11 protein-coding genes, 1 rRNA gene and 2 pseudogenes are annotated in these 16,137 nt (G+C 46.9%); all 14 read left to right on the plus strand.

The annotated features are described in order from the left end of the window. Window positions 1-125: 125 nt before the first annotated feature. The 14 genes and pseudogenes from rrf to THEAE_RS0100920 all read left to right on the plus strand — a co-directional run bounded on the left by rrf (window position 126) and on the right by THEAE_RS0100920 (window position 15,969). Window positions 126-242 (plus strand): 5S ribosomal RNA (gene rrf, locus THEAE_RS0100845). A 190-nt stretch (window positions 243-432) separates the two neighbouring features. Continuing rightward, the gene (gene helD / locus THEAE_RS19560) at window positions 433-2,793 is read left to right on the plus strand and encodes an RNA polymerase recycling motor HelD (protein WP_039944165.1); all 2,361 of its coding nucleotides are present in this window, start codon (window positions 433-435) and stop codon (window positions 2,791-2,793) included. Window positions 2,794-2,862: 69 nt separating this feature from the next. Continuing rightward, a complete protein-coding gene (gene glpK / locus THEAE_RS0100855) occupies window positions 2,863-4,359 on the plus strand; it encodes a glycerol kinase GlpK (RefSeq protein WP_028986224.1) in 1,497 nt (498 codons plus the stop codon). A gap of 58 nt (window positions 4,360-4,417) precedes the next feature. Further along, complete coding sequence (locus THEAE_RS0100860; RefSeq protein ID WP_028986225.1) at window positions 4,418-6,139, plus strand: glycerol-3-phosphate dehydrogenase/oxidase; 1,722 nt, start codon at window positions 4,418-4,420, stop codon at window positions 6,137-6,139. A gap of 62 nt (window positions 6,140-6,201) precedes the next feature. After that, a complete protein-coding gene (locus THEAE_RS0100865) occupies window positions 6,202-6,648 on the plus strand; it encodes an Hsp20/alpha crystallin family protein (protein WP_005587239.1) in 447 nt (148 codons plus the stop codon). A gap of 135 nt (window positions 6,649-6,783) precedes the next feature. Next, entirely contained in the window at window positions 6,784-7,611 is an 828-nt protein-coding gene (locus THEAE_RS0100870; protein WP_052329662.1) for a sugar phosphate isomerase/epimerase family protein, read from the plus strand. 117 nt (window positions 7,612-7,728) lie between these two features. Next, window positions 7,729-8,697 (plus strand): sugar phosphate isomerase/epimerase family protein, encoded by a 969-nt coding sequence (locus THEAE_RS0100875; RefSeq protein ID WP_005587241.1) that lies wholly within the window; start codon window positions 7,729-7,731, stop codon window positions 8,695-8,697. A 62-nt stretch (window positions 8,698-8,759) separates the two neighbouring features. Then, window positions 8,760-9,839, plus strand: coding sequence for a Gfo/Idh/MocA family protein (locus tag THEAE_RS0100880; RefSeq protein ID WP_028986227.1), 1,080 nt, complete (start codon window positions 8,760-8,762; stop codon window positions 9,837-9,839). A 66-nt stretch (window positions 9,840-9,905) separates the two neighbouring features. Continuing rightward, entirely contained in the window at window positions 9,906-10,973 is a 1,068-nt protein-coding gene (locus THEAE_RS19565) for a Gfo/Idh/MocA family protein (RefSeq protein ID WP_039944168.1), read from the plus strand. A gap of 20 nt (window positions 10,974-10,993) precedes the next feature. Further along, on the plus strand, window positions 10,994-11,164 hold the full coding sequence (locus THEAE_RS22780) for a hypothetical protein (RefSeq protein WP_156920516.1): 171 nt from the start codon (window positions 10,994-10,996) through the stop codon (window positions 11,162-11,164). 208 nt (window positions 11,165-11,372) lie between these two features. Further along, window positions 11,373-11,648: a UPF0236 family transposase-like protein gene (locus tag THEAE_RS23785; protein WP_084213625.1), complete on the plus strand. Its 276-nt coding sequence runs from the start codon at window positions 11,373-11,375 to the stop codon at window positions 11,646-11,648. Then, a pseudogene (locus THEAE_RS23645) lies at window positions 11,639-12,061 on the plus strand (UPF0236 family transposase-like protein); the annotation flags it as partial. The gene THEAE_RS23785 and the pseudogene THEAE_RS23645, both read left to right, overlap by 10 nt. 70 nt (window positions 12,062-12,131) lie before the next feature. Beyond that, window positions 12,132-12,662, plus strand: a pseudogene (locus tag THEAE_RS23650) (UPF0236 family transposase-like protein); the annotation flags it as partial. Window positions 12,663-12,975: 313 nt separating this feature from the next. Further along, window positions 12,976-15,969: a DEAD/DEAH box helicase gene (locus THEAE_RS0100920; RefSeq protein WP_028986230.1), complete on the plus strand. Its 2,994-nt coding sequence runs from the start codon at window positions 12,976-12,978 to the stop codon at window positions 15,967-15,969. The last annotated feature ends 168 nt before the right edge of the window (window positions 15,970-16,137 follow it).

Genomic DNA, 16,137 nt, shown 5'->3' on the forward strand with positions numbered 1-16,137 from the left:
CATGGAGCTGACGGATACGAATCGGTCGACCCCTTAACCATAGAGAAGCGATCTTCGCTTTTTCCTGATCCGGTTTTGAGGGAACGGAAAGTTCCCGAAAGAAGCCGAAAGGCGAAAGAGAGAAGTCTGGTGACGATGGCGAAGAGGACACACCCGTTTCCATCCCGAACACGGAAGTTAAGCTCTTCAGCGCCGAGGGTACTTGGGGGGCGACCCCCTGGGAGAGTAGGACGTTGCCAGGCAAAAAGAAAGACCACCTTTCAAAAGGGTGGTCTTTTTTGCTATGAATAGGATCTTCTTTTTCTGTTCATAAGCCATGAGGATAGTATACCATAAAATAGTAAAATTTTCTAGTCTGTTCTTTCCACTGCAAATTGTTTAGAATAAGGAATAACAAGAATCTTAGGTATCTGAATTAAAGGAGAAAACGGAATGGCGATAGATGAACGTGAACGTTTGGAAGAAGAGAAAAGGGTAGAGGAAGTTGTAGGGAAGATCAAAAGACGTATTCAGGAATTGCGGGAAGCTACCGGGGAAGAAAAAGGTAAAGTGGTTACAATGCAGGAAGAGTTTTGGGAAGATCTCTCTGTAAATATTGAGAACCCGGATGAGCTCTTTGAGAGCTATGCAGATATCTCCCAACAATCCCTCGTCGTCGCAGAAGAAGAAAAAAAGGTGAAAGAGGCTTTTCTTGCTTTAGAGCGGCTAAAAAAGCTGGCCCATTCTCCCTATTTTGGACGAGTTGATTTTAAGGATGCCGTGATCAATGAAGAAGAGAAGATCTATATCGGAACATCTTCCTTTCTGGATGAAGAGACCGGCGAATTTCTGGTTTACGATTGGCGTGCTCCTATTTCTTCTCTTTTTTATGACCATATCCCAGGAAGAGCAAGCTATGAGGCACCGGGTGGCGTGATTGAAGGAGAGCTCACAAAAAAACGTCAGTATGAGATCAAGGGCGGAAAATTACAATATATGTTTGATACCGGAGTAACCATTGGGGATGAAATTTTAAAAGAAGTATTGGGAAAACAAGCGGAACCCGTTATGCACTCCATCGTTGCCTCGATCCAAAGGGAGCAAAATCGCATCATACGGAATGACAATCGACGCGTCCTTTTGGTTCAAGGAGTAGCCGGGAGCGGGAAAACCTCCGTAGCCCTTCAGCGCATTGCATACCTTCTCTACAAATACCGGAATATCCTGAGTTCCGAAAATATGCTTCTTTTCTCTCCCAATCCCCTTTTTAAGCAGTATGTCTCCAAGGTTTTGCCGGAACTTGGAGAGGCCAATATGTTGCAGACAACACTTTTTGAATATATGGAAAGCCGTTTGGGGAAGACGGTTCTTTTAGAGCATCCATTTACCCAATTGGAAGAGCTTCTGGAAGGTCAACCCACACATGCCGGAAAAGAAGGGGTATACCTACGGCATATCGGGATACGCTTTAAGGGAACCCATGATTTCTATCAGATACTGACCCAGTATGCCAACCTGTTGAAGTGGAAAGGGATGATCTTCAAGGACCTTAAATTCCGTGGGGAGAACCTCATTTCCGGGGAAGAGCTTCGAGAGCAATTTTATCAAATGGAAAGCCGTTTAAACATAAGCAAGCGGATGGAGCTCTTATCGGAATGGGCATTGGCGGAGTTGGACAAGAAAGAGGAGGAGATGCTGAAGGAAGCGTGGGTGGAGGAGGAAGTGCAACTCCTCAGCACGGAGGAATATCATAAAGCGCATCGGTATTTTCTCCGTACCCATAAAAAGCGGCATACCTTTGATGATTTTAAGGAAGAAGAAGCCTTCTTAAAGCGTTTGGTGGTCAAAAGACATTTGAAGAAATATCGAAGGAGGATAAAGGAACGGCGCATAGTGGATCTCCCCGGGTTATATCGACAACTATTTGCCGACGATTCCATTTGGGAAGAGGCATCTAGGGGAATACTATTACCGGCGGAGATCGGCGCTATTCGGAGGGATACCCTGGGGAGATTGGAACGAAATGAAGAATGGCCATTTGAAGATGCGCCTCCTCTCCTCCTTTTAAAAGAATGGGTGGAAGGTTTCCGCACCTATCTTTCGATTCGCCATGTGGTGATCGATGAAGCCCAGGATTACTCCCCCTTTCATTTCCGCTGGTTAAAGCAGATTTTCCCCCGGGCCTCCTTTACGATTCTGGGGGATGTGTACCAAACCATGAGCCTCCATACCTCCATCATGGCCCCGGAGAATCTGAGGTGGATCGAAGAAAATGAGAAAGATGTAGAACGTTTTTCCATGACGAAAAGCTATCGTTCTACAAAGGAGATTGTGGAATTTTCCCGGAGAATTTTGGGAGAGGGAAAAGAGATCGAACCTTTTGAACGTAGTGGAGAACATCCCCGCCTGATTCGGGTGGAGACGAGGGGAGAGCTGGCTGAGAGAATCTCCTCCAGCGTAACCGAACTGCAAAAGAAAGGAGTTGGGTCCATCGCGATCCTCTGTAAGACGGAAAAGGAGTGCGACGAGGCAGAGATGCGCCTTTCCGAATGGGTCACTTTGCAGCGGATCCGCCGAGATACGAGAACCTTGCGGCGTGGCCTCCTCCTGCTTCCCATTTACTTGGCCAAAGGGGTGGAATTTGATGCGGTCATCTTTTATGATGTCTCCAAGGAGAGATATCACCGGGAATTGGAGCGGAATCTCCTTTACACCGGCTGCATGAGAGCTCTGCATGAGCTCCATCTATTCTACGTGGGAGAGCCCTCCCCTTTCCTCCATGAAGCGATGCTTTTTTCCTCCTCTTCCCGTTGAGGAAGGGGAGATGTCTCATAAAGATTTGGAAGGTTAACGAGATGCGTGAGAGCAGGGGGAGGGTGAAGAGTGAGGAAAAAAGTGGTGATTGCCCTGGATCAAGGAACCACCAGCACCCGGGCGATTCTTTTTAATCAGGATGGGGAAATGATGGGCACCGCCCAGGAGGAATTGGCGCAGCATTATCCGAAACCAGGTTGGGTAGAGCATGATGGCCTTGAAATCTGGGAGAGCGCAGTCCGGATGATCAAAAAGGTGTTACAGGAGAATCAGATCCTCCCGTCTGAGGTGGCAGCCATTGGGATTACCAACCAACGGGAGACCTCCCTTCTTTGGGAGAAGGAACGGGGGAATCCCGTTCATCGGGCCATCGTGTGGCAGAGCAGGCAGTCGGAAGAGATCTGCAAGGAGCTAAAGGAGAGGGGATATGAGGATAGGGTGAAGGAGAAAACAGGCCTCCTCCTAGACCCTTACTTTTCCGGGACAAAAGTAACCTGGTTATTGCGCCGATATCCGGAGATGAACAAGAGGGCGGAGCAGGGGGATCTCCTCTTTGGCACCGTCGACACATGGCTCATCTGGAAGCTGACGGGAGGGAGAGTACATGCCACCGATTACACGAATGCCTCCCGCACGTTGATGTACAACATCAGAGAGCTTCGTTGGGATGAGGAATTATTAGAGATCTTGGAAATTCCTCCTACCCTACTGCCGGAGGTTTATCCTTCCAGTCACATCTATGGGGTTACGGATGCCTCACTCTTTGGAGAAGAGATTCCTATTGCCGGCAATGCAGGAGACCAGCAGGCGGCCCTTTTCGGTCAAGCCTGTTTTCGACCTGGGATGGCGAAGAATACCTACGGAACCGGCTGCTTCATGCTGATGAATACCGGCGAGCATGCGGTTTTATCTCAGCATGGGCTTATTACCACCCTGGCCGCCAGCCGATCCGAGGGAGGACGACCCCATTATGCCCTGGAGGGGAGTATCTTTGTTGCCGGAGCGGCGATTCAGTGGCTTCGTGACGGGCTCAGGCTGTTTGGGCGATCCGATGAGACGGAAGCGATCGCCTACTCCGTTCCTTCCAGCGGAGGAGTTTACGTCGTTCCGGCTTTTGTCGGATTAGGGGCCCCCTATTGGGTCAGTGGGGCACGGGGGGCCGTCTTTGGTTTAACCCGCGGGACAGACAGGGCTCACTTGGTGCGGGCTACGTTGGAATCGCTTGCATATCAGACAAAAGATGTCCTTTTGGCCATGGAACAAGATGCGGGTCTCCATTTACACTCTCTCCGGGTGGACGGGGGCGCGGCCGCCAACCGGTTTCTCATGCAATTTCAGGCCGACCTGTTGGGGGTTGAGGTTATCCAACCTAAGGTGTTGGAGACTACGGCCCTGGGTGCAGCCTACCTTGCCGGGCTGGCTGTTGGATTTTGGAAGGATGAGGCGGAGATTGAGGAAAGGTGGGCAATGGACCGCAAGTTTCTTCCGAAAATGGCGGAGGAGGATAGAGAAAGACTCTATCAAGGGTGGAAAAAGGCGATTGAAGCAACGCTCTCCTTTGTATGAGTGGAAACAGCCCAATGACGATGAGAAATGAAAAGAATTTGCAAAAGGGTGGAATGGAATGGCGGATCTAAAGCCGGATCAAGGGTTTATTGACCAATTAAAGGGGGAGTTTGACCTTCTTGTGATCGGAGGAGGGATTACCGGTGCGGGGATTCTGTGGGATGCGGTGAACCGAGGACTGCGAGCCGTATTGGTAGAAAAAGGGGATTTTGCCTCCGGCACAAGCAGTCGCTCTACGAAATTGATTCATGGTGGGCTTCGCTATCTGGAGCAGTTTGAATTTGGTTTGGTAAAGGAGGTAGGCAGAGAACGGGCAATTCTTTACCGGAACTGCCCCCACTTGGTCCATCCCGAAAAAATGCTCCTTCCCCTGATTCGAGGAGGAAAGCTAAACCGCCTTACCGCCTCTTTTGGCATCTGGCTGTATGACCGTTTGGCAGGGGTTAAAAGGAACGAACGCCGAAGGATGCTCTCCAGAGAGGAAACCTTGTCCCTTGTCCCCCTGCTCGATCCCGAGAAAGTGATGGGGGGAGCACTTTATATCGAATACCGGACGGATGATGCCCGCCTCACCATGGAAGTGATCAAATCGGCCGTGGCCCATGGTGCCCTCGCCATGAACTATACCGAAGTGATCGATCTTCTCTACGACGGGGCAGGAAGAGTAAAGGGAGCGCACCTGTTGGATAAACGGACTGGAGAGAGCATGGCTCTAAATGCAAAAGCAGTTGTAAACGCTACAGGACCTTGGGTTGATTTTCTGCGGCGGATGGATCACTCCCTGGATGACAAGAGGATTCATTGGACCAAAGGGGTTCATCTGGTGATCGATCAAAAGGATTTCCCCTTAGCGCATTCGATCTATTTCGACACCCCCGACGGCCGGATGGTTTTTGCCATTCCCCGGGATGGAAAAACGTATGTAGGGACAACGGATACGGATTATAAGGGATCTTTGGAAGAGGTACGCGTGGAATCGGAGGACCGGGATTATTTGCTGAGGGCTATTCGTCATCTCTTTCCCTCCCTTTCCCTTGCTCCGAGTCAAGTCGAATCAGGCTGGGCAGGAATCCGTCCCCTCATCCATGAGGAGGGAAAGGGCGTCTCGGAAATCTCCCGCAAGGATGAAATCTTCCTCTCCCCATCCGGATTGATCACCATCGCAGGAGGAAAGTTAACGGCTTTTCGGAAGATGGCGGAACGGACGGTGGATCTGGTCTGCGCCCAATTGGGCATGGGGAAGGAGAAAAGATGCACCCCTTGCAGAACCGAATATCTCCCACTAAGCGGCAGTGAGGGAGGAGTGGAACGGTTTGAGGAAAAAGAGAAAGAGATGATTCGAAGAGGAATAGAGGAATTTGAGCTTACGGAGAAACGGGCCAGGGAGCTCTTTTCCCGTTACGGAACGAATGTGGGGGAGATTTACGCCCTGATAAGGAAGTTGAATCAGGCTTCAGACCGAGAAGAGGAGAGGCTCATAGAGAAAAACGAGACCAATCATCCTCTGCCTGATTCGGATGTGGGTAAGGACGAAGGGATTTCTTCTGATCTTTTAGCGGAACTTCGTTACACCTGGGAGAAAGAATTCGTCTATACCCCTGCCGATTTTCTCATCCGTCGCACAGGGCTCCTCTTCTTCAACCGCTCTTTATGTCGAGAGATCTTTCCCTTCGTTTCGGAAAGACTAACCGAATGGAACGGATGGAATGAGAGAGAACGGAGAAGATGGGAGGAAGAAATGATCAAAGAATTTGAATGGGGGGATACCCTTTATGCATAATCCTCCGCATCTTCGGCAAACTAAAGAAGGAGCCAGTTGAAATCGCTTAAGGAGGTTTTTTCATGTCGATGATGCCTTATGAACCATTTCGTCATCTCTCCCAGATCAGGAGGGAAATGGGCCGCTTTTTCCAGCTGCCGTGGAACATCCCCTGGTTTTCGGACACCGATTATTTTGGAAATGTCCGGGTTGATGTTTATGAGACAGAGGATGAAGTGGTAGTGCGAGCCGATATTCCTGGAGTAGAAAGGAAAGAAGATATACAGCTTGACCTGGACCGGGATATTCTTACCATGAGTGCTACCATTGAGAAGGAAGCGGAAGCGGCAGAGGATCAATTTCATCGGAAGGAACGGTTTTATGGACGATTTCAGCGTTCTGTCCCCCTTCCCTCCCCCGTAAAGCAAGAAGGAATAAAAGCTTCTTATCGCAACGGGGTTTTGGAGGTGCGAATGGCGAAGGAAAAGGATGCGACAACGCGCAGGAGAATTAATGTGGAGTTTCATTAACCGGAGAAGGATCCCCAGCAAGGGAAAAGAATCGACTTCCCCACTTTATCGTTGAGTGGGGGCTTTTTTTTTTAAACGCCCGATCAAAAAAAGAATTGACAATGAAAGCTGTTTCTATAATAATGGAGGTGGTAAATGAACGCGTGTACATTTATCCCGGGATACAAATCGAACGTAGAGGATGGGATGCTGGAAATGGAGAAAAGAATTCCGATCGGTCTTCAGCTTTATACCTTACGCAATGAACTGCAACAAGACTTTTGGGGGACGCTGAACCGGGTTTCCGAGATGGGTTATGAGACGGTAGAGATGGCGGGGTATTATGGGCTCTCGGCAAAAGAGTTGAAGGAAGGTTTAAGGGAAATTGGACTGACGGCCATCTCCTCTCATGTGGGATTTTCACGTTTGAATGAGAACTTGGAAGAGGAAATCCTTTATGCGAAGGAATTGGGAATTTCCTATTTGGTATGTCCTTATCTTGCTCCAGAACAGCTGGAAACAAAAGAAGAGCGCCGGAAGGTCGCTCTTGCGCTAAAGCAGATCGCCGAAAAGTGCCGTGAGCATGGCCTGATGTTCGCCTATCACAACCATGCCCACGAGATGAAGGAAGAGGAGGGAAAGCGCATATTGGACCGCCTTTTTGAAGAGGCGGATGCATCTTCCCTACAGGCGGAGTTGGACCTTTATTGGGTGAAAAAAGGGGAAGCAGATCCTCTGGAATTGATGGAGAGATATAAAAGCCGCCTGCATCTCTTACATATTAAAGACATGGCTCCAGATGAGGAAAAAAGCTTTGCGGAAGTTGGTCACGGAATCATGGATTATCCCTCGATTTTTGCCAAAGCGTTGGAGTATGGGGTAAGGCACTACATTGTGGAACAGGATTTATGCAAGCGACCTCCTCTACAAAGTGTGGAGATGAGTATTCAATACCTGAAGTCCTTGGGGTTAACGGCAAAATAAGGTCGTGGCGAAGAAGCGCCAGGGTTCGATCTGGTGCCTGATTGCGCGAACGAAAAAAAGAAATCGGGAAGCCTTCCGGTCAGGGGGATAAATAGAAATCATAGGAGGAGAAGAAAGATGAAGTTAGGTGTTTTTACTGTTCTTTTTTCCCAAAAGCCTTTTGAAGAGATGCTGGATTATGTAAAAGACGCCGGCGTAGAGGCGGTAGAAATTGGAGCAGGAGGGTATCCCGGTAACGCCCACTGCAATCCTGATGAGCTGTTGGAAAATCCTGAAAAACTTCGTTCTTTTAGGAATGCTATAGAGAAGAGGGGACTGATGGTTAGCGCCATCAGCGTCCATGGAAATCCCCTTACTCCGGATTCCTCTTTTGCGAAGTATTCCCATGAGGTATTGCGCAAGGGAATTTTACTGGCCGAACAGCTGGAAGTTCCGGTGGTGAACGCCTTCTCCGGAACCCCCGGAGATCATGATGGGGCGAAGTATCCGAATTGGCCGGTTGCCCCATGGCCGAACGAATACCGGGAAGTCCTGGAGTGGCAGTGGAACGAGAAACTCATCCCCTACTGGAAGGAAATGGCCTCTTTTGCCGCTGAACATCATGTAAAAATCGGATTGGAATTGCATGGTGGCTTTCTCGTTCATACCCCCTATACGCTCCTGAAATTACGGGAAGCGGTCGGGGAGGTGATCGGGGCCAATCTTGATCCCTCCCACATGTGGTGGCAGGGCATTGATCCGGTTGCAGCCGTAAAAATTTTGGGTAAGGAAGGGGCGATCCACCATTTCCATGCGAAAGATACTTACATTGATCCGGAGAAAGTGAACCTTTACGGTCTGACCGATATGGGCTCTTACGGAAACCTGAGGGAGAGGGCGTGGTATTTTCGCACCGTAGGGTATGGCCATGATCTGAAGACCTGGGCGGACCTATTAAGCGCTCTTCGGTTGTTCGGCTATGATTACGTGATTAGCATTGAACATGAAGATGCTCTCATGTCCGTTGAAGAGGGATTTCAGAAGGCGGTAAACAACCTAAATTCACTGATCATGAAGGAAAGCCTTCCCAATGCGTGGTGGGTGTAATATAGCGGTTGTCGGCAGGGATATTGTTAGTGTGATCATTAAATGAAAGGGAGAGTTGATCGATGGGGAAATTGCGTGTAGGAATCATCGGATGCGGAGGAATCGCTTTTGGTAAACATATGCCTTCCCTAAAAAAAATCAATGAGGTAGAGATGGTTGCTTTTTGTGATCTGGTGGAGGAGAGGGCGAAAAAGGCGGCCGAAGAATTTGGCGCAGAGGGGGCAAAGGTTTTCACCGATTACCGGGAGCTTTTGAAAGAGCCCCTCGATGTGGTCCATGTTTGCACCCCAAATGCCTCCCATGCGGAGATTACCGTAGCTGCTCTAGAATCGGGAAAGCATGTCATGTGTGAAAAACCGATGGCGAAAACCTCTGCAGAAGCGAGGAAAATGATCGAGGCGGCGAAGCGGACAGGGAAGAAATTGACGATCGGCTATCAGAATCGGTTTCGGCCGGACAGCCTTTATCTCCACCAGGTTTGCGAACGGGGGGATTTAGGAGAGATCTATTTCGCCAAGGCTCACGCGATCCGCCGCCGTGCCGTGCCCACTTGGGGAGTATTTCTGGACGAAGAGCAGCAAGGCGGGGGACCGTTGATCGACATCGGCACTCATGCCCTGGATCTTACTCTCTGGATGATGAACAATTACAGACCGAAGATCGCTCTCGGCACCGCCTATCACAAGCTTGGCTCAAAAGAGAATGCGGCCAATGCCTGGGGGCCATGGGATCCGAAGAAATTTACCGTGGAAGACTCTGCTTTTGGTTTTGTCGTCATGGAAAACGGGGCCACCATCTTTCTGGAATCAAGTTGGGCATTAAACACGCTGCAGACAGGGGAAGCGAAATGCACCCTCGCCGGAACGAAAGCAGGAGCCGATATGGATCATGGGCTAAGGATAAACGGGGAGGAATTCGGAAAACTTTATACCACTGAAGTAAACCTAGGGGCTTCTGGAGTAGACTTCTATGATGGAAGAGAGGAAAGCGCATCGGATCTGGAGGCGAGACTGTGGATCGAGAGCATCCGAGAGGATAAAGAGCCTGTGGTAAAGCCGGAAGAAGCCCTCGTAGTGACGGAAATTCTGGAAGCGATTTATGCCTCGGCGAAGACCGGAGAACCTTATTATTTTCGTAAATGAATCCGGAGGATTGGATTCGATCGATAAAATGAGTCTTCCTATTTAAGATTTAAGGAGTTTTTATGGATGGATCAAGTCAAAGTTGGAATCATCGGTTGTGGGAACATTAGCGGAATTTACATTGAAAATATCCGAAAATCCCCTGAACTGCAGTTGGTAGCCTTGGCAGACCTTGACTCTCGGAAGGCGATGGAAAAGGCGAAGGAAGAACCGGGAGTCAAGGTCCTCTCCCCTGAAGAGCTCATCATGGATCAGGAGGTGGAAGTGGTTCTCAATCTGACGGTCCCGAAGGCCCATGGTGAAGTTTCCAAAGCTTGCCTCCAAGCGAAAAAGCATGTCTATGTTGAAAAGCCGCTCTCCTTGCGGAAGGAAGAGGGAATGAAACTTCTTCAGCTGGCGGAAAAAGAAGGACTTTATCTAGGCGGGGCACCGGATACCTTCTTAGGGGCCGGACTTCAAACGTCCCGGAAGTTGATTCATGAGGGGTGGATCGGTCGTCCCGTAGCCGCTGTCGCCTTTATGATGGGACATGGACCGGAGAGCTGGCATCCGGAACCCGATTTTTTTTATAAAGAAGGGGCGGGTCCCCTCTTTGATATGGGACCTTATTATTTAACAGCTTTTATTCACCTCCTGGGACCCATCCGCAGTGTCATGGCATCCACACAGATCAGTTTCCCGGAACGGCTGATTACCAGCTCCCCGCATGATGGAAACCTTATTCGCGTGGACACGCCGACACATATTGCCGCCAATCTTGAGTTCCATTCAGGAGCCATGGCGACGCTGATCACCAGTTTTGATGTGTGGGAGCACGGTCTGCCCCATATGGAGATCTACGGGAGTGAGGGAACGCTTCGCGTTCCGGATCCGAACACGTTCGGCGGCCCCGTTTTCCTCTTTTCCCTGGGAAATGAAGGGTTTCGGGAGATGCCCCTCACCGGAGGTCCTGTTCATAACGCCCGGGGAATCGGATTAGAAAAAATGGCAAAAGCGATCCGCTCAGGTACGAATCACCCGGCAAACGGGAAATTAATGCTCCATGTCCTGGATGCCATGGAATCGATTTTACAATCGGGGAGGGAGGGAAGAAGAATTTACCTGACCACCACCATTACGAGCCCTGAAGGCTAGAAGAAGGGAAGGGCATTTCGATGGGCAAAGTTCTGGCAAATCATATTGTGATGGGCGACAGCCCATCTTTTTGTATTTTTAACGGGAGGAGAGCTTTAGGAATTGTTCGCCCTATGGGGAATGAAACATTGATATTTGTGGGCAAAATCCCAAAAAATATAGAAAGAGGATCTCTTTCCTTGTATCATTGAAAGTGACGAAACTCCAATGAAAGGAGAAGAGATCCTCATGAATGATTCTAACATGAAGATTCCCACATTCAAAGAGCTTGAACAAATCTTTTTTTCCCTTTTAAGCAACATCTTTGTTGAAGAATTCGTCGACTTTCTTCATACTGATGGACGAAAAGATCATGGAACTTCGGGACAAAAATCGGTATCGGCTTAAAGACCACAAACCCTGTTTGGAGAAGTCACGTTTCAAAGGCGGTTATACGACGATCGAAAAACCGGACAAATCGTCTATCTTCTCAACCAATACTTAAGCATAGAAGAGAGAGAACCGATCAGTCTCCACCGGGACGAATGGGCGATATATCTCACAGCGGAAGGAACCTCCTACCGTAAAGCGGCAAATCTCCTCAAAGAATGGTTTGGGAAGCCGATCTTTCTCACGAACCAAACGGCAAAAGCTGATCGAACGAGGAATCGCCCCCCCAAGAAGAAGCTCCTATGAAAGAAGAAACCAAACCGAAGGCGGAAGTGCTGTTTATCGAAGTGGATGGGATCTATACCTCGATCCAACAATCAAAACGGAAGTCGAAAGAACATCGAATGGCACTTGTGCACCGGGGGTGGGAAAAAAGAGGAGATCGGGTATGAGCTTCAGGATAAGCATTATTACCGGCATGAAGGGGAGATTTTTGGGAAGGATTTGGAGAATTCATCCTTCAACACGATGACGTCGATGAGAAGACCTGGTGGATTGTGGGTGGAGATGGAGCCGAATGGATTAAAGAATATGAGAACCATTTTCGGAACGTGATCTTCGTCATTGATCGCTTTTATCTTGCCCAAGAACTCAAAGAAAACCTAATAAAGGACCATCCGGAAGCGTATAAACAGGCACGGGAAGCCTTTTTGGCCTAAGAAGGAGAAAAGATCGTCCAAATCATAGAGAATCTAACCGTAGGGCACACCGACAGCAAAGCAAAACAAAAATGGGGAACGTTTTGTGACCTACATCCAAAACAACGGGAAATACCATCGAAACTACCGGAACCTTCTCAAAGCCCTAGGCAAAAAGACGTCAACCTACCAACCCATGGGAGGATCGGAAGCGACCATGCGGTTATTCGCGCGGAGGATCAAAAGTGGAGGATACAGCTGGAGTATCCCCGGCGTAAACGCCATGATCCAAGCTCTCCTCTCCCTTAAGACCACCGGGCGGATTCCAGGAGAAAGGGAAACAGGGATCGGCGAAATCCATCAGATCGAACAGAGCCGAAATCTCATGCCAAAGAACATTTCGAGATCCGTTCAAAAGATCAAAGAAATGAGGAACGGAGTGGTTCAAGGCGCACTCCCATATCTAGCGAATACATCGCGTACGAACCCCATGCACCAAGCACGAAGAGGGCTTAGGGATATAAGAGCGATGAAAGCATCCGGCATCGAAGGAGGCACAGCCTCACGTGCAAAGAGGGGGATTCCCTTTTCCCTATTCGCAGAAGCCCTTGCTCGCCGATGAACCTGAAAGGGGCGCTTCCGTCGCGAAGCGATTGAAAACCCTTGACAAGGGCGGGCGAGCAAGGAAGAATCAGCAAGGGAAAAAGGAGAAAAGCTAGGAGACTTTACGGATTACGGATCAAAACATAAAGCCAAGATCATCTCACTTTCAGTGATACCAAAAAGGATTAGAAAATGCACGATATACTACAATGAATATAGTGCAAAAAGGGTTGCCCACATTCACTTGACTAACACCCTATTGATTCATTGATTTCATTGAATTTGTGATCGTGGTATAATTTCACTAATATCAGTATTATTCGGAGGAGAATATGAGCAAAACAAATAACTTGATTAAATATTGGAGAAATAGTCTTGCGGATGCGGAAAGAATGAATATTGATCCGAAAAGGCTGGAGGGTGCCTTTCCAATTTCTAAAGATGCGATAAAAAAAGGCACGATCGATTCCACATTAACAGAGAAAATATTTCAAGAAGTCTTGCGTCTCAAAAAAGAAGACAGTTCTATCCAAGATATATTCAAAGGTTTTGTATATGTATTAATCTGTCCGATTAAGGCGATGGCAAAAGTAGAGCGAGGAGCCGAAAACAATACATATGACCGGATCATTACTCCGCTCTGGATTCCTGCAGTCGTCTCAAAAACCGGCGATATTCAACCTAAAGCGGATAGTTTCCCTTGGATTCCAAGGGATCTGCTCGAACCAAGTTTTGGTAGAACGGTAACCGTCGGGAGTGTCTCGGATGTTGACGACTACTTGACGATTCATAGACAGACATTTAAGCAGGAAGATACCTGGAAATCCCTTTGGGAATACAGTAATGCCCTGTTTAAACATGTGACGAACCAATTGCTTGATGAGTTTGAATTAGAGAATTATGAAGTTGACCCTTATGCATACATACTGATCGAATCAACCGAACAAGGTTCGGCTAAGAATATCATAAAATTGTATGACATGATCATCAGAGACAATCAGATTCCTTCATTGCTGAAACAGTTTGCAAGTCCAGTTGAAGAACGATTGTTACCCCTATTGAACGATGCCGATGAACGAACTATTTGTAAAAAGCATATTGGACAGATGGGATATAAATACCCGCTCTCAAGTTCCCAGCGGGAGGCTTTGCATCATTTTCTTACGCTTGAACATGGAGAGATCTTAGCCGTAAATGGTCCACCTGGAACAGGAAAAACGACGCTTTTACAGAGTGTAATTGCCACGTTGTGGGTAGAGGCGGCATTAAATAGGACAGAACCTCCTGTTATCGTTGCTGCTTCTGCAAACAATCAAGCTGTTACGAATATCATTGATAGTTTTGGTAAAATTGATGAGCCGGAAAATTGGCCACTAGCGGGCAGATGGCTTAATGGTGTTTATAGTTATGGTTTATATTGCCCATCTCAAGTAAAAATTAAGGAAGCGCAAGATAAATTTCAGGTGGCGAACTATTTGCGTGAGGATAAGGGGCCGTTCCCACAGACAGTTGAAGATCCTTCGTATGTGGAAGAAAACAAAAAATATTTCCTAAAGAAATGTTCCGAATATGTGCAACGGAAAGTCTCTACTCTATCTTCATGTCTGAAAATTTTACATGCTAATCTAAAAAATACCGTGTCTGAAATTACAATGGGAGTTGAGTTATTTCAAAGATATACTGAACATAAAGAAGAAGTTACAAACCGCTACCTTCCGTATAATGGAGTCGAGCAATTTATCGAGTTCAAGGAACTTGAATTAAAGCGATTGGACAATGAGATGAATGAACTTAGAGCAGTTGAGGATGGGTGGGAAAAACATTTCAGTACTGAACATTGGCTTTTAACCCTATTTGCTTTTCTACCCCCGGTAAAGAATAGAATAATGATTAGAAATAGATATTACAATAATTCTAATGATTACAAAATCGAGGCGGATTTTTCTAGTAAGATTGACATATTAAACGTAATTGAAGGAAAAAAGAAAGAACTTAAAAAAAAGAAAGAAATGGTTGAAGGTGAGTTGAAATATGCAAAAATGGAAGTAGTGAAATTGAAAGATTTGGAAAATAGCTTTATGCGTTGGTTAGATAAAAACAAGATGGAATGGGAGAAATACGGCGTCAATTCTCATACGGTTAAAATGAAGGAAATTAACAATCTGTATCATATGTTGGAATTTATGGATACAAATTTACGGTATAAAGCCTTTAAGATAGCAACACATTACTGGGAATGCAGTTGGCTTATCCAAATGGAAGAGCAGATAGAGGGGAATTATAAAGAAACATTGAGTAAAGAGAATTTACAGAGAAAATGGCGAAGGTATGCAAAACTTACGCCCTGCATAGTATCAACATTTTATATGATTCCCAAATATTTTAATGCATGGCAGGGAGACGATCAGCCGCTGTATGAATTCATAGACCTTTTAATTATCGATGAGGCTGGACAAGCATCTCCGGAAATTGCCGCGGCTTCCTTTTCTCTGGCTAAGAAATCGATTGTTGTAGGAGATACCCTCCAAATAGAGCCGGTATGGAGTATTGGTAAGCGCATTGACATTGCCAATCTGAAAAGCCATCAGCTAATCACATCTGATAGTGATAGAGAAATCGATGCTTTTTTCGATACTGGTCTTGCTGTATCCTGTGGGAATGTGATGAAAATCGCCCAAAGAGTGAGTAAGTATCAAAAATATCCAGATGAACGTGGGATGTTTCTATCAGAACATAGAAGGTGTTTCGATGATATTATTGCGTATTGTAATGAGCTTGCTTACAAAGGGAGGCTTCAGCCAAAAAGGGGTAATGAGTCCGGCATGATACTACCGTATATGGGGTTCAAGGATATTAAGGGTAAGGCCACAAAATCCGGGGGTAGTTGGGGAAATAAGAAAGAAGCGGAGGCTATTGCTCGATGGATCAAGGGAAATAAGGAAGCCCTTGAACACTTTTATACTGAGAGAGATGAGAAGAAAAGAAAACGAGATATTAAAGATATTATTGGTATTATAACCCCATTCGCCTATCAGGGGAAGTTAATAAAATCAGAACTTAGGCGATTGAATATAAAGGACATTACCGTTGGAACAATTCATTCACTTCAGGGAGCAGAACGGAATGTTATTATCTTCTCATCGGTATATGATTTTAGTCAAAAAGGGGGCAATTATTTTTTTGATAATGGCCCGAATATGTTAAATGTAGCGGTATCCCGAGCGAAAGACAGCTTTTTGGTGTTTGGAGATATGGAAATCTTTAATGCCAATGACGATAAGAAACCATCGAGTATTTTATTAAAGTATTTAAAAAAACTCGAGTAGTTTTTTCCAAATATGTTCGAAAGTGAATTCAACCACAATCGACATTCCTCTATTTACTTCACCTACTTCACCCACCTATGGAAGAAGGGGGAGTACACGATACATGATCTAACAAAATTTATTGCCATATGTAAATGTTGACTTAATTCATGACATTATTATGGAATG

Origin of the sequence: Thermicanus aegyptius DSM 12793, assembly GCF_000510645.1 — a bacterium.
Lineage (GTDB): Bacteria > Bacillota > Bacilli > Thermicanales > Thermicanaceae > Thermicanus > Thermicanus aegyptius.